Raw genomic sequence first — 12,885 nt, forward strand, 5'->3', positions numbered from 1 at the left:
CGTCTTCCGTGGCCTCCTGGACGCCCAGTCCCGGACCGTCGACACCGACATGATGCTCGCCGCCGCGAGCGCGCTCGCGGACGTGGTCGCCGAAGCCGAGCTCAACCCGAACTACATCATTCCGAGCGTCTTCAACGACAAGGTCGCGGGAGCGGTCGCCGACGCCGTGCACGACGCCGCCCGGGTGGCGGACATCGGCTGAACTCCCCTCGCTGAGGGGCCAGTCCGCGCTGCCTCGACACATTGCCGTGACCGGGGTCGGTGACACCTGTGCCGATACCCGGAGCACAACACATTGGAGCTCCACACATGCAATCAGGCCAGACCACGGCGCCCCCCACCGGCCACTCCGAGACCGGTCCCGGCGATACCGCCCCGGCAGGGCGCGCGAAGCGCTGGTGGCGGCTGCCACTCGGAGTGCAGTCGGTGCTCGCTGTCGGCCTCGGCGCGCTGATCGGAACGTTCGCGCCGTCCGTCGGTGAGCAGTTGAAGCTCCTCGGTGACATCTTCCTGAACCTGGTGCAGATGGTCGTGCTGCCCCTGGTCTTCCCGCTGATCGTGCTGGGCATCACCCGCATGGAGTCGGTGAAGAAGGTGGGCCGGGTCGCGGGCAAGGCGATCCTCTATTTCGAGGTCGTCACCACGGTGATCCTTCTGATCTCGGTGACGCTGGCCGAGATCACCGGCATCGGCAGGGGCGCCCCGGTCGCCGGCGGTGACACCAAGAGCCTGGAAACGCTGGACAAGGGCGTCGACTTCCACGAGCTCGTCCTGCACTCGATCCCGAAGAACGTCTTCGCCGCGTTCACCGAGGGCAACCTGCTCGCCGCGATCGTCTTCGCGCTCTTCCTCGGCGTCGGGATGGCCGCCGTCGGCGAGAAGTCCGCACCCTTCGCATCGGTCCTGGAGTCCGTCTCCTCGGCCATGTTCAAGGTCGTCGGCTACGTCATCCGCGTCGCTCCCCTGGGCGTCCTCGGCTTCATCAGCTACGACGTGGCGCACTACGGATTCGGCAACCTCAAGAGCCTGGTCGGCTTCATCGCCGTGGTCTACGCGGGCCTGGCCATCGTCCTCGGCGTGGTCTTCCCGGCCATCGCGCTGATCTACCGCATCCGGTACGTGGACCTGCTCAAGCAGATCGGCGGACTCGTCGGGCTCGCCTTCGTCACGCGCAGCTCCGAAGCGGTGCTGGCCCCGCTGATGGGCAAGCTCGAAGCCTTCGGCATCAGCCGCTCGACGTCCTCGTTCGTCGTGCCCCTCGGCTACTCCTTCAACTCCGACGGCTCCGTCCTCTACCAGGCCACCGCCCTGGTGTACCTCGCCCATGCCTACGGGGCGGACACCTCGATACCGTCCCTGCTGCTCATGGTCGGTGTCCTGGTGGTCCTGTCCAAGGGGATGGCGGGCGTCACCTCGGCCTCCATCGTGGTGCTCCTCGCCGCGGGCAAGACGGTGGGCATCCCTCCCGAGGGGGTCGCACTCCTGGTCGGCGTCGACTTCATCGTCGACATGGCGCGTACCGCGGTGAACGTCGTCGGGAACGCGCTGGCCGCCGCCGTCGTGGACCGCTCGGAGGCCAAGCGGGAGGCCCACGTCGGCGCAGCGGACGGTTCGTCGTAGAGCGGTCGCATCCCGGGAGCGCCATGAGCCTCACCGCCGTGATCCGGGATGCTCGGTCCAGTCTTCGGTTCCGGGACCATACCGAGTCGGATGGGGGTGTTTTCACGCGCGTGGAGGTGCGTCCGCGGTACGGAGCGTGCTCGCCGTGCACACCGTCGTCGTCGGAAGCGGGCCTGGCCGAGGTGACCGGGCTCGTGGAGGGGGAGAGCAGGGTCCGCGTCACCTCGGTGCGCGGGGAGTCCGGCCGCCCCGGGCGTGTCGTCTCGTGGGCAGGGTCTCCCTGGAGCCCTCGGACGCCGACGCCCTCGCCGACGATCTCGGCGAGAGGACGCTGGTGAGGTCTACGCGCGGTTCCGTGCCGAGCTGGAGCGCTTCTACGCCACCACCCGCCGTGCCGCCGATTACGCCGAACGTCTCGGCTACGCGGTGAAGACCCTGACCCGTGCGTGTACGGCCGCGACCGGGCAGCCTGTCAAGCACGTCATCGACGGCCGCGTCGCCCTGGGGCCCAGCGGCTGCTCGCGCACACCGACGAGCCGGTGGCGGCCATGAACTTCGGCAAGTTCTTCACCCGCCACACCGGCACGACACCCGGAGCCTTCCGCGGATCGCTCGGCGGTGTCCCCGCCACCTGGGCCGCCGCCGAAGCGGACCAGGTCACCGAACTCGTTTACATCGCCGCCTTCGCCCTGGACCCCGGCACCTCGATGAGGGGATGGATGGGTGGCGACTTACCGCCCACCTGGATCCACTCTCCCGACGGGCTCGCCGTGAAGGCGGGAGACGCGGAAGAGTCCAGCTTCAGCGGGGTCGACCCGGTTCTGGCGGCCGAGGCCGTCAAACGCCTCAACTGGCACGGTCTGCGCGCCTTCACCGAGAAGCTGGGTGCCCGGCCGGGCAACGTTCCCCTGACGTACGTCGTGGTCACCGAGGATCCAGCCCGGCATCCCGCCGTCCAGGAGCAGTGGGCCGTGCGTGGCGCCCACAGCCTGCGCGTTCCCTCAGGGCACTCACCGCTGTCCCATCCCGACGAGATCGCGACCGTCCTCGCGGACGCTGTCGCGCGGGCCACCACCGACGCGTGACCTGGAACCGACGCCCTGCACACTGTGGTCGATGGGCGCGTGGACGGCCGGTCCGGCGGCGTTCGCGTACGTCCCCGCACGGGCGGGCGTGGACGGCATGCCGAGGCGCCTGAGGGCGGTTTGGCCGCGTGTCCGTTGGAAACACGTCTCGCGAGCCGGAAGGAACCGGAAGTAAGGAGATACTTCACCATGGGCATCATCGCGTGGATAGTTATCGGTCTGCTCGCCGGGGCCATCGCCAAGGCGCTCATGCCCGGCAAGGATCCGGGCGGAATCATCATCACCATGCTCATCGGTATCGCCGGAGGCCTGCTCGGAGGCTTCCTCGGCAAGGTGATCTTCGGAGTCGAATCGATCGACGGCTTCTTCGATCTGTCCACGTGGATCGCGGCCATCGTCGGGTCCGTCATTCTCCTCGCGCTGTACCGGCTGATCACCGGTCGCGGACGCGGGCACCGGCGTGGACACGTCCACGCGTAAAGCCCTGGACAGCAGCAGTGGCCGGATGCGGTGACACGCACCACGGGAAGTGAAGTACGCGAGCGGCCTCCCGTCTCCTCACGGGAGGCCGCTCGCGGATCTGGTGGCGGGAGCCTCGCCTCCGGAAAAGGCTCGCCGCCACAGAGCTGAGGGGGTCAGTCCGGCCAGGTGCCGGTCAGCCTGCGGGTGGCGGTGGCACCGGCCCGGTCGACGGCCGCCTTGACCGCGGAGAAGACGGCGCCCTGGAGGGTCGCGGCGAGCAGTACCTCGCCCCAGGTCCGGTCTTCGTCGGTGGCGTCGGGCGCGTCCTGGTCGTTGCCGAGCACTTTCCACGCCTGCCTGAACAGCCTGCTGGCGATCATGCCGCTCACGAATCCCAGCGCCAGCCCGACCGGCTTGTAGGCCACCTTCGATGCCTTCACGTTCCGTTCCATCCTTTCCTGCGGCGACGCTGCGTTGACGGTGCCCTTCCACTTCAGGGCGGGTTCACGGGTACCCACGGCGAACGAGTTCAGAGCACATCGCGACAAGAGCCGCACGCACCAGCCGCCACGGCGCGTGGCCCGCCGCCAAGGGGGTACTTCGCACCCATGGTTGGGCTACCGGAACCGGGACACGAAAGTCACCAGCTGCGTTCGGACCAGGCCGCGGAGGCAGATCCGGGGTCCGCCGCCCACGGGCGACCGGCACACCCGGGGCACTCCTACGGCCCCGACGAGCAGGTGGAGCGGCGCGCGCCGGACACTCCGGCCGATCTGCCGAAGCGGTCCTGGCTCGCGGTGTTCAAGGGCAGCCTGAGGGAATTCAAGGACGACGAGCTCACCGACCGGGCCGCCGCGCTGACCCACTACGGGGTGCTGTCGCTCTTCCCGGCGCTTTTGGTGCTGGTCTCCCTGCTGGGCATCGCCGGCAAGTCCGCTACGGACGAGGTGCTGAACAACCTCAGAAAACTCGCCCCCGGCTCGGCGCGCGACATCATCACCCGGACGGTGGAGCAGCTGCAGGGCAACGCCGGCACCGGCTCCGTCATGGCCATCATCGGCCTGGTGCTGGCGGTCTGGTCGGCGTCCGGGTACGTGGCGGCGTTCATCCGCGCGTCCAACGCCGTCTACGACATGCCCGAGGGGCGCCCGGTATGGAAGATCCTCCCCGTGCGCGTCGGGGTGACCGTCGTGCTCATGTTGCTGGCCGTGGCCAGCGCGCTGATCGTGGTCTTCACCGGTGGCCTGGCCCGCCAGGCCGGGGCAGCCCTGGGGATCGGGGACACCGCACTGTCGGTGTGGTCCATCGCCAAGTGGCCCGTCCTGGTCATCCTGGTCACGATCATGATCGCGATCCTCTACTGGGCCGCTCCGAACGCCAAGGTGAAGAAGCTCAAGTGGATTACGCCCGGCAGTCTTCTGGCTCTGGTGATCTGGATGGTCGTCTCCGGCGGGTTCACGTTCTACGTCGCCAACTTCGCGTCCTACAACAAGACCTACGGCACGATGGCGGGTGTCATCGTGTTCCTGGTCTGGTTGTGGATCAGCAACCTGGCGATTTTGCTGGGCTTGGAGTTTGACGCGGAGACAGCGCGTCAGCGCGCGATCGCCGGCGGCCACCCGCCGTACGCCGAGCCCTACGTCGAGCCCCGCGACACCCGGAAGTGGGATGACCAGGACCTGCGCCGCATGGACAAAACCTGACCGCGGCGGGCTCGGAGTGGCGCCCGCCCGATCAGGCCGCGTCAGCGCTCCGCCGCCCCGGCCCGTTGTCCGCCTCGTTCTCGACCGCCCGGTCGGTGGGACCGGAGCGAGGAACGAGGGACAGATGACGCCTCTGGACATGGCCCGTCGGCCGTACGGGGGCCGGTTGCTTGAGCAACCATTCCTCATAGCGACCCATGGCCAGTGCCAGGCACATCAGTCCGGGCGGAAGCAGGACGGCGATGAAGACCACGACGACTCCTCTGGAAGACCGCTCCTCCTCTTCGGGTAACCCGCCTGGGCAGACGGAAAGCCCGATGAGGTGAAGGCACGGTGACCAATGTGTGCAGACGTTACGCCCGAGGCTGCTCGGTCTGGGGGAGAGGAAAGCACGGGGCGCGGTGGTGCAACCGGGAAGGATGAGGTGTGACATCTACCGTGAGTCGGCGGACGAGCTGAAGCAGGTGGACCGCGGGGCCGCAAACTGCCGGGCCGAAGTGCTGGACCGTCCGAACGAATCCGGCGAGCAGGACTTCTGCCAGGTGCACTTGGACGAGCCGACCACCTGCACCGCACCGGTACCGAGGTGCGCTCGCCGGACGAGCTGCTCAACTCCGCCCTCGACGCCCACCTCGCACGGGTCGGGACCTGGCAGAACGACGACATGCGCCGCATCTCCGCCTGGGCCGCGATCCTTGGCGGCCCGACCCTCATCGACGGTATCTACGGCATGAACTTCGCCCACATGCCGGAACTGGAATGGAGGTCCGGCTATCCCCTCACCCTCACCGTGATGGCCACCGTGGCCGGCCTGCTGCACCGGATTTTCCGCCGCGACGGCTGGCTGTGAACGCTCACGCGGTGTTCGAGGCGATGGCGACGGGGGGAGTGGGAGCCGGCTTCTGCGGTGTGGCAGGAGACGGCGCTGATGCTGTGGAAGTCACCTGCGGCGTGGTTCAGCGTCAACGCCTTCTACGCCCCCGGCAGCGACGGGCACCGGCTGCGGAACTGGTACCCGAACAGTGCCGGCCATGCGTACTTGACGTAGGACCAGAGGTCGTGGGCGCTGTTGTAAGCGTTGTGGCTTTCGGCTGTCCGGGCGTTGTCCGGGACAGCCGCAGGCCCTGCACGACGATGACCGAAGGCGCGGAGGCGTTCAGCGCGGAATCACCCAGCCCGGCACCCAGGTCCCGGCGGCGTCGTGGCCGGCCGCCGTGGCGGTGAGGTGGGCGCGCAGAGTGGCCAGGGCCGGGTGGGGGTTGTCGCGATGCCACAGGAGCGAGTGCGGGTAGACGGGGGTGGGGTCGGTGACCGGGATACGGCGCAGACCGTGGCCGGCGGGCCAGACGAGGCGGGTCTGCTCGCTCATGAAGGTGGCCAGGGCCGGGGTGTCGGCGACGGTGTCGAGGAGCGCGTCGGAGCCGAAGTTGGGGCCGGTCGCCTCGATGGTGAGGTCGAACTCGGCGACGAGGTCGTCGTAGTAGGCGGCCCACTCGGTTCCGGGGACGATGCCGGGCATCCAGATCCGGTGCCCGGTGAGCTGGGCGAGGGGCACCGACCGGGCGTTCGCCAGCGCGTGGGCGGGGCCGGTGACGAGCCGGAGCGGCTCGTCGAGCACCCGGACGGACTCGATGTCCTCGGGAAGGGACCGGCCGGGCGCGGCAACGGCGCGGAAGGACGCATCGATCTCACCGGACCGGATGGCGGCGACGGCCGTCTCGACGTCGAACAGCCACACCACGTCGAGTTCGATCTCGGGGTACGCGCGATGGAAGCCGCGCATCATGCCCGACGGCGCGCCGCGCGAGGCGATGATGTCGACGCGCAGTGGGCGGCGGCCGGTGTGCACGGACGTGACCGCACGCTCGGCGACGCGCAGTAGCTCGCGCGCGTGGGGCAGGAACGCCTGCCCGTCGATGGTGAGCTCGGCGCCCCGCGGCGTGCGGGTGAACAGCCGCGCGCCGAGATGGCGCTCCAGCGCGGCGATGCGCTTGGAGACAGCCTGCTGTGTGATCGACCGATCAGCGGCGGCTTTCTGGAACTGGCCCGCTTCCGCGACGGCGACGAAGGTACGTACTGCTTCGAGGTCCACGCCGATTCACCTTAGTGAACAACGGATGGTTGTGGCCGGTCGGCGGGGCAGTTGTTTGACCTGCCACTGGGCGGCTCGCTTAGCTCTCAGTGGTCAACATCGGTTTGTGTGGGTGGGCATCAAGGGGGCGCGCTGAGCATGGTGGGCAGGAGACGGTTGGGCCGGCAGTTCGGCTGGCTGTGGGCGGCGTACGCGGTAAGCGCCTATGGGTCCGGGCTGGGCTTCGGGGCACTTCCTCTGATCGCCGTGCTGGCGTTGCATGCCGGCCCCGCTGAGGTGTCCGCGCTGTCCGCGGTGGGTCCTGCGGTGGGCGCACTGATCGCGGTGCCACTCGCGCCGTGGGTGGAATTCCGGCGCAAGCGCCCGGTCATGATCGCGATGGACCTGACCCGGTTCGCGGCCATGGCGACGATCCCGGTCGCCTACGCCTTCGGATGGCTCGGTTTCGTCCAGCTGCTCGTGACCTCGGCCGTGGTCGCAGCCGCCAAGATCGCCTTCAACGCGGCCAGCGGTGCCTACCTCAAGGCTCTCGTCCGGCCGGATGACCTCCTCGTGGCCAACGCGCGATTCGAGTCCACGAACTGGAGCTCCATCGCGGTCGGACCACCGCTGGGCGGAGCGGCGATCGGCCTGTTCGGTCCGGTCGCCACCGTGGTGGCCGACGCGCTCAGCTACCTGTTCTCCGCGTTGGGCATCACCGCGATGCGGGGCCGAGAAGACGCACCGCGAACGACCACCCAAAGTCCGGTCCGGGCAGGCGCGTTGTTTGACGGCTGGCGACACATCATGGGCCACCCCGGCTTGCGGGCGCTCTACCTGAACAACATGCTCGTCGCCGGTCTGATCATGGCCACCGAGCCGCTGCTGGCCGTGCTCCTGCTCCGCCAGCTCGGGTTCCCACCCTGGCAGTACGGCCTCGCCTTCGCCGCCCCCTGCGTCGGCGGACTCATCGGCTCCCGGCTGGCCCGCCGTGTCGTGGCACGCCACGGCCAGTACGGGGTCTTCCGGACCGTCGGCACCCTGCGCGCCATCTGGCTGATCGGCCTGGCCTTCGTCCACCCCGGCGTCATCGGCCTCGTCACCGTGATAGCCGTCGAGCTGGCGATCATCATCAACATGAGCCTGTACACCCCGGTACTCGCCACCTACCGGCTCGAGCACACCCCCAAGCATCTCGTCGCCCGCACCCTGTCGGCTTGGTCGATCGGCCAGCAGGCCTCCGTCGCCATCCTCACCGCGCTCGCCGGATTCCTCGCCGACATCACCACCCCACGCACCGCTCTCATGGTCGCGGGACTGCTCATCCTGACCACCCCGCTCCTGCTTCCCCGGCGAGACCACGTCGCGTCCGAGCCGGAACTGGCCAGTAGCCACTCATGACCCACCCCGCAGGCCGTACGCGCGGACGAGGCCGGTATGGACGGCACCGATGATCCACCCCTGCGCTGGTGTATGGACACTCACCGGATGCCCCAGCTGACCACCCCGCACCGCCCGGCATCGCCCGGCTCAGGACTCCGGGGTAGGTGGCCATCGGAGTGGCGCCACCCCGTGGGACGCCGCGGCTGGGCAGCGTTGGTGAGAACGACCTCTGCGGGGCTGCGTCGACCGAGATCAGGTCACCCTTCGCCCGGCACTGCGGGCCGGGCCCCTGGCCCCGGGGCTGCGATGATGTCCCGCGGTGCGGAGATCGAATGCCCCTGGGCACATGTGACGGATGCCGTGACCGCGGCTCCACAGCCGCGGTGCAGCAGCTGGACCGTCGGCCCCTGCTGCCCGACGAGCCAGCGGTCGGCCCAGTCGATCAGGGCAACGAGCACGGGGAGCATGCTGCGCCCCTTGTCGGTGAGACGGTATTCCTCCCTCACGCGCGCGCCCGGCTCGCGGTAAGGGCGCTTCTCCAGCATCCCTTCGTCCACCAGCTCGCGCAGGCGTGCCGCCAGCACGCCGCTGCTGACGTCGACGTGACGCAGGAAGTCCTCGAACCGGCGGGTGCCGTAGAAAGCCTCACGCATGATCATGCCGACCGTGCGCGGGCTCATCACCCGCAGGGTGAGAGCGACCGAGTCCGGATCCAGATTCCACGCGCCTCGATCCCACACCCCCTCATCCTGCCCCTGAGCAAGGGCGGGGTCCGGTCCGTGGTTCACATCGCCTCCGCAGTAAGCGCCTTGTTGTCAGCTTACCGGCCCCTCTACTCTGACTTCGGTAATCCGAAGTCAGGTGGGAGCGAGGCAGCATGAATGCGGGACGCAGTTATCGACGCAGTACGGTGGGGGACTCCTGGGACGCGATCGTCATCGGGTCCGGGGTCGGCGGGCTGACGGCCGCCGCCTTCCTCGCTAGGGCCGGTCGGCAGGTCCTGGTCCTGGAGCGGCACACCACGGCCGGCGGAGCAACCCAGAGCTTCCGCCGCGCCGGCTACGAGTGGGACGCCGGACTGCACTACATGGGCGAGGTGCACCGTCCCAACAGCGGCCTGCGCAGGATCTTCGACCACATCACCGGCGGTCGGCTGGAGTGGGCGCCCATGCCGGAGGTGTACAACCGGATCATCATCGGCGACCGCGAGTACGAGTACCCCGCGGGTGCCGACCGGTTCAAGCAGCGCATGATCGAATACTTCCCCGACGAGGCCGAGGCGATCAGCCGCTACGTGGAACTCGTTTTCGCGGCCAACCGGGCGGCCAAGCCCTTCTTCGCCCAGCACAGCCTGCCCGGGCCCGATGCCGAGGAGCACTATGAGGCGCTGTGCGCACCGTTTCGCGCCTTCTCCGACCGCACGGTCACGGAGGTCCTGACGGATCTCACCGCCAACGCGGAACTCAGGACTGTGCTGTGCGGCCACTTCGGTGACTACTCACTGACACCCGGCCGTGCCTCGTTCGCCATGCACGCCATGCTCATCCGCCACTACATCGACGGCGCCAACTTCCCCATCGGCGGGTCCGGACGGATCGCCGAGACGGTCAGCGACGTGATCCGCGCGGCGGGAGGAGAAGTCCTCATCGCCGCAGAAGTCGATACCGTCCTGCTCGACGAGCATGAGCGTGCCTGCGGGGTGACGATGGCCGACGGCCGCATCTTCCGCGCGCCAGTGGTGATCAGCAATGCCGGCGCCCTCAACACCCTCACCCGCCTGCTCCCCGAGGGCACCGCGCGCGATGAGGGCCTCGTGGACGCCTGCGAGAAGATCGGACCCTCGCTCACGTGGGCCGTCCTCAACATTGGACTCAGGGGGACGGCCGACGAACTCGGACTGCAGGCAAGCAACATCTGGGCCCACCAGGGAGTCGACGTCGACGCCCAGTTCGCAGCCTACGAAGCCGACCCTCACCACCGCCCGATGCCGGCCTACTTCCTGACCGCCGCCTCCGCCAAGGACCCGCAGTGGCAGGACCGCTACCCCGGCCGGAGCACGATCGACATCGCCGGGGTGACGACCTGGTCCCTCTTCGAGCCGTTCACCGGCACGGAATGGATGCGGCGCGGACCGAAGTACGAAGAGCTCAAGCAACGGCTCAGCCAGGAACTCCTCGACCAAGTCCTGAGGTTCTATCCCAAGGCGGAAGACGCGATCGAACATATGGAGCTGGCCACGCCGCTCAGCTTCAACCACTTCCTCGGCCGCACGCACGGCGACTTCATGTCGCTGGCCCACACCCCCGAACGCTTCGCCCAGCGGGGCCTCGGTGCCCGCACCTCCGTACCCGGGCTGTTCCTCTCCGGCCAGGACGTCGCCGCGGCCGGCGTCAGCGGCGCGGTCGTGGGCGGAGCCGTCGCCGCATCCGCCGTCCTCGGACGCGACGCGCTCGCCGACCTGCCCAAGGCCGTCCCCACGGGGGAGCAGAACGCATGACGGTGAAACTCGTGATCCTGTACACGAACCCGACGACATCAACGCCTTCGAGGCCCACTACGGCAACGTCCACATCCCGCTGGTAGAGGCGCTGTCCGGCCTCGAGCGATGGAACTCGGCGCGTGTCACCGACGCCGCCGACGGCGGGGAACACACGCTCCATCGCATCACCGAACTCCACTTCTCCGACCCCGCGTCCATACAGTCCGCGCTGCGATCCCCGCAAGGCCGTGCCACCGGCAGCGACTTCCGGCAGATCGCTCCACCCGGCTCCCGGATGTTCATTGCCACACCCGGCGCCTGACAGAGCGACTCCCCGGCGGCGGAGACATCGAGGCGTCCTCGACGCGGTCCGCATCGAGCGCCGCCCGCCGACTCGCCGTGGCCACCGTCTGTCCAGCTCCGGGCAACGAGGCGGACGCCCATCTGCGCGCGGTTCCGGGCTGTGCCGGAGCCGTACAGGGGAGCCAGCGCGCTCGGCGATGGCGCACCTACATCAACACCGGCCCGTTCGTCCCACACCGCAGACGAACCCGGCTGGCCTCCGCAAGCCGGCGAGGAGGCCGACAAGATGGGGGATCGTCGGCGCCTGCCCGCACATGGCACACCGGAGCTGCCGCTGGGGCGTGGAGGTTGTCCGGTCGTGTGGGAAGCAGGCGGTGCTGAGACGGTCGGCGCCCCTCACGCCTTGCGCGCGTGGCGCGTATTGGTCGGTGAGGGGCTCGGCCATGGTGGTGATCGCCCCACCGCTGGGACATCCGTCCGCCCCATGCGTCAACCGGTTGGCCAGGATCAGTGCGTCAGCTTCAGGCCTGCGACACAGCCGATGATGCCCGCGAGCAGCAGGACTCTCAGCGCGCCGGCGGGCTCACCGTCGAAGACCATCGCGTACGCGGTCGTGAGGACGGCACCGATACCGACCCAGATCGCATAGCTGGTTCCCACCGGCAATGTCCTCAAGGAGTAGGACAGTCCTGCCATGCTCAGTACGAGACCGACGGCGAACACGCCTGTCTGGAGCGGCTGGGTGAAGCCTTCCGATTTGCTCAGCGCTGTCGCCCATACCGCCTCAAGGGCCCCTGACAGCAGCAACACGATCCATGACATGACGAAACTTCCCGCGCCGTCTTGTCGTGTGCTGGGTACGGCGCACTCGTCCAGGAGCCGATCGAGCTCTGGACGTCATCCTTGCACAGCTCGGCCGCATCCCGGTCCGGACCGGGATGCGCGGCGAGGACCAGCCCCTGGGCGCGGTGGTAACGTCGCGGCGGAGGCGCGTGGTGCCTGCCCCGGACGAGATGTGCGCCGTACCCGGGCCGCCAGGACGACGCACCCAAGGAGACGTCATGGGTGCCCGAACCTTCCCGGCCGACTTCGCAGGAGCGACTCCCCAGCCCCGTGTGCTGGACGTCCGGTGGATCCATGGGTCGCCGTCAGCCAAGCACAACACCGATCCGGACATTCAGGTCCACGCCTAGTACTCCAGTCTGGTTTCGCGATCTTGCGGTGGACCCGGCTGGGAACGGGTACGGCCACCGCGTGATCATCGGGGGTTGTGTGGACTCCTGAAGATCGTGCGGTGGCCGCAGGCCATAGCGTAGACCCTGCCCGGTGGCGGGCGATGTTCGACCAGGCCATGGCCCGGATTGCGGGACGATTCGGCCGAGTTGAGCCGCGAGCCACCGCCCGCGCCTATCTGCTCGGGCTGCTGTCGAATGTCGAGCGCAAGAACTGCTGGCAGCTGGCCGAACAGGCCGGTCACGCCCGGCCCGGGCCGATGCAGCGCCTGCTGCGCTACGCCCGCTGGGACGCCGATGCCGTCCGTGACGACCTGCGCGCTTACACCGTCGACCACCTTGGCACCCACGGCGGTGTTCTGGTCGTGGATGAGACCGGCTTTGTGAAGAAAGGCCGGGCCTCGGCGGGGGTGCAGCGGCAGTACACCGGCACCGCAGGACGCATCGAGAACAGCCAGGTCGGCGTGTTCCTCGCATGGGCCACCGAGCGGGGACGGGCGCTGATCGACCGCCGGCTCTACCTGCCCGAGCACTCCTGGTCCACCGA

13 protein-coding genes, 2 pseudogenes and 2 riboswitches are annotated in these 12,885 nt (G+C 68.8%); of the genes and pseudogenes, 10 read left to right on the top strand and 5 right to left on the bottom strand.

Going from position 1 to position 12,885, the window contains the following annotated elements:
- The 4 genes and pseudogenes from ASC60_RS37960 to ASC60_RS37975 form a co-directional block, all read left to right on the top strand.
- Positions 1–202, top strand: a pseudogene (locus ASC60_RS37960) (NAD-dependent malic enzyme); the annotation flags it as partial.
- 107 nt (positions 203–309) lie between these two features.
- Positions 310–1,620, top strand: coding sequence for a dicarboxylate/amino acid:cation symporter (locus ASC60_RS37965; protein WP_234357326.1), 1,311 nt, complete (start codon positions 310–312; stop codon positions 1,618–1,620).
- A gap of 333 nt (positions 1,621–1,953) precedes the next feature.
- Positions 1,954–2,225, top strand: a pseudogene (locus ASC60_RS40430) (helix-turn-helix domain-containing protein); the annotation flags it as partial.
- Positions 2,226–2,894: 669 nt separating this feature from the next.
- Positions 2,895–3,185, top strand: coding sequence for a GlsB/YeaQ/YmgE family stress response membrane protein (locus ASC60_RS37975; protein WP_055558289.1), 291 nt, complete (start codon positions 2,895–2,897; stop codon positions 3,183–3,185).
- Between the two features lie 155 nt (positions 3,186–3,340).
- Here ASC60_RS37975 and ASC60_RS37980 read toward each other — a convergent pair whose 3' ends face one another.
- Positions 3,341–3,607 carry a DUF4235 domain-containing protein gene (locus tag ASC60_RS37980; RefSeq protein ID WP_055558298.1) on the bottom strand — a complete coding sequence of 89 codons (267 nt, stop codon included), beginning with the start codon at positions 3,605–3,607 and terminating at the stop codon, positions 3,341–3,343.
- A 168-nt stretch (positions 3,608–3,775) separates the two neighbouring features.
- Here ASC60_RS37980 and ASC60_RS37985 point away from each other — a divergent pair, with 168 nt between their 5' ends.
- Complete coding sequence (locus ASC60_RS37985; protein WP_055558290.1) at positions 3,776–4,870, top strand: YihY/virulence factor BrkB family protein; 1,095 nt, start codon at positions 3,776–3,778, stop codon at positions 4,868–4,870.
- Between the two features lie 31 nt (positions 4,871–4,901).
- On the opposite strand, the gene ASC60_RS41960 is transcribed toward ASC60_RS37985, so the two are convergent.
- Positions 4,902–5,123, bottom strand: a complete 222-nt coding sequence (locus ASC60_RS41960; RefSeq protein ID WP_159043410.1) for a hypothetical protein — start codon at positions 5,121–5,123, stop codon at positions 4,902–4,904.
- Between the two features lie 312 nt (positions 5,124–5,435).
- On the opposite strand from ASC60_RS41960, the gene ASC60_RS37990 reads away from it, so the two are divergent.
- Positions 5,436–5,720, top strand: a complete 285-nt coding sequence (locus tag ASC60_RS37990) for a CorA family divalent cation transporter (RefSeq protein ID WP_370593020.1) — start codon at positions 5,436–5,438, stop codon at positions 5,718–5,720.
- A gap of 306 nt (positions 5,721–6,026) precedes the next feature.
- Here the strand turns inward: ASC60_RS37990 and ASC60_RS37995 are convergent, their stop codons facing one another.
- On the bottom strand, positions 6,027–6,962 hold the full coding sequence (locus ASC60_RS37995; RefSeq protein ID WP_055558292.1) for a LysR family transcriptional regulator: 936 nt from the start codon (positions 6,960–6,962) through the stop codon (positions 6,027–6,029).
- A gap of 138 nt (positions 6,963–7,100) precedes the next feature.
- Here ASC60_RS37995 and ASC60_RS38000 point away from each other — a divergent pair, with 138 nt between their 5' ends.
- Positions 7,101–8,342 (top strand): MFS transporter, encoded by a 1,242-nt coding sequence (locus ASC60_RS38000; protein ID WP_055558293.1) that lies wholly within the window; start codon positions 7,101–7,103, stop codon positions 8,340–8,342.
- 239 nt (positions 8,343–8,581) lie between these two features.
- On the opposite strand, the gene ASC60_RS38005 is transcribed toward ASC60_RS38000, so the two are convergent.
- The gene (locus ASC60_RS38005) at positions 8,582–9,004 is read right to left on the bottom strand and encodes a helix-turn-helix domain-containing protein (RefSeq protein WP_079038910.1); all 423 of its coding nucleotides are present in this window, start codon (positions 9,002–9,004) and stop codon (positions 8,582–8,584) included.
- Positions 9,005–9,201: 197 nt separating this feature from the next.
- On the opposite strand from ASC60_RS38005, the gene ASC60_RS38010 reads away from it, so the two are divergent.
- A complete protein-coding gene (locus ASC60_RS38010) occupies positions 9,202–10,821 on the top strand; it encodes an NAD(P)/FAD-dependent oxidoreductase (protein ID WP_055558295.1) in 1,620 nt (539 codons plus the stop codon).
- A 37-nt stretch (positions 10,822–10,858) separates the two neighbouring features.
- Positions 10,859–11,125, top strand: a complete 267-nt coding sequence (locus ASC60_RS44330) for an EthD family reductase (RefSeq protein ID WP_370593021.1) — start codon at positions 10,859–10,861, stop codon at positions 11,123–11,125.
- Between the two features lie 488 nt (positions 11,126–11,613).
- Here ASC60_RS44330 and ASC60_RS38015 read toward each other — a convergent pair whose 3' ends face one another.
- Positions 11,614–11,928 carry a multidrug efflux SMR transporter gene (locus ASC60_RS38015; protein ID WP_055558296.1) on the bottom strand — a complete coding sequence of 105 codons (315 nt, stop codon included), beginning with the start codon at positions 11,926–11,928 and terminating at the stop codon, positions 11,614–11,616.
- 10 nt (positions 11,929–11,938) lie between these two features.
- A riboswitch (guanidine-III (ykkC-III) riboswitch) is annotated at positions 11,939–12,000 on the bottom strand.
- 88 nt (positions 12,001–12,088) lie between these two features.
- A riboswitch (guanidine-III (ykkC-III) riboswitch) is annotated at positions 12,089–12,155 on the top strand.
- 302 nt (positions 12,156–12,457) lie between these two features.
- Here ASC60_RS38015 and ASC60_RS38020 point away from each other — a divergent pair.
- Positions 12,458–12,885 (top strand): transposase (locus tag ASC60_RS38020; protein WP_370593022.1); only part of this gene is annotated, 428 nt, incomplete at its 3' end.

This window comes from Streptomyces sp. NBRC 110028 (assembly GCF_001417735.1).
In the GTDB taxonomy this organism is placed as follows: Bacteria; Actinomycetota; Actinomycetes; order Streptomycetales; family Streptomycetaceae; genus Streptomyces.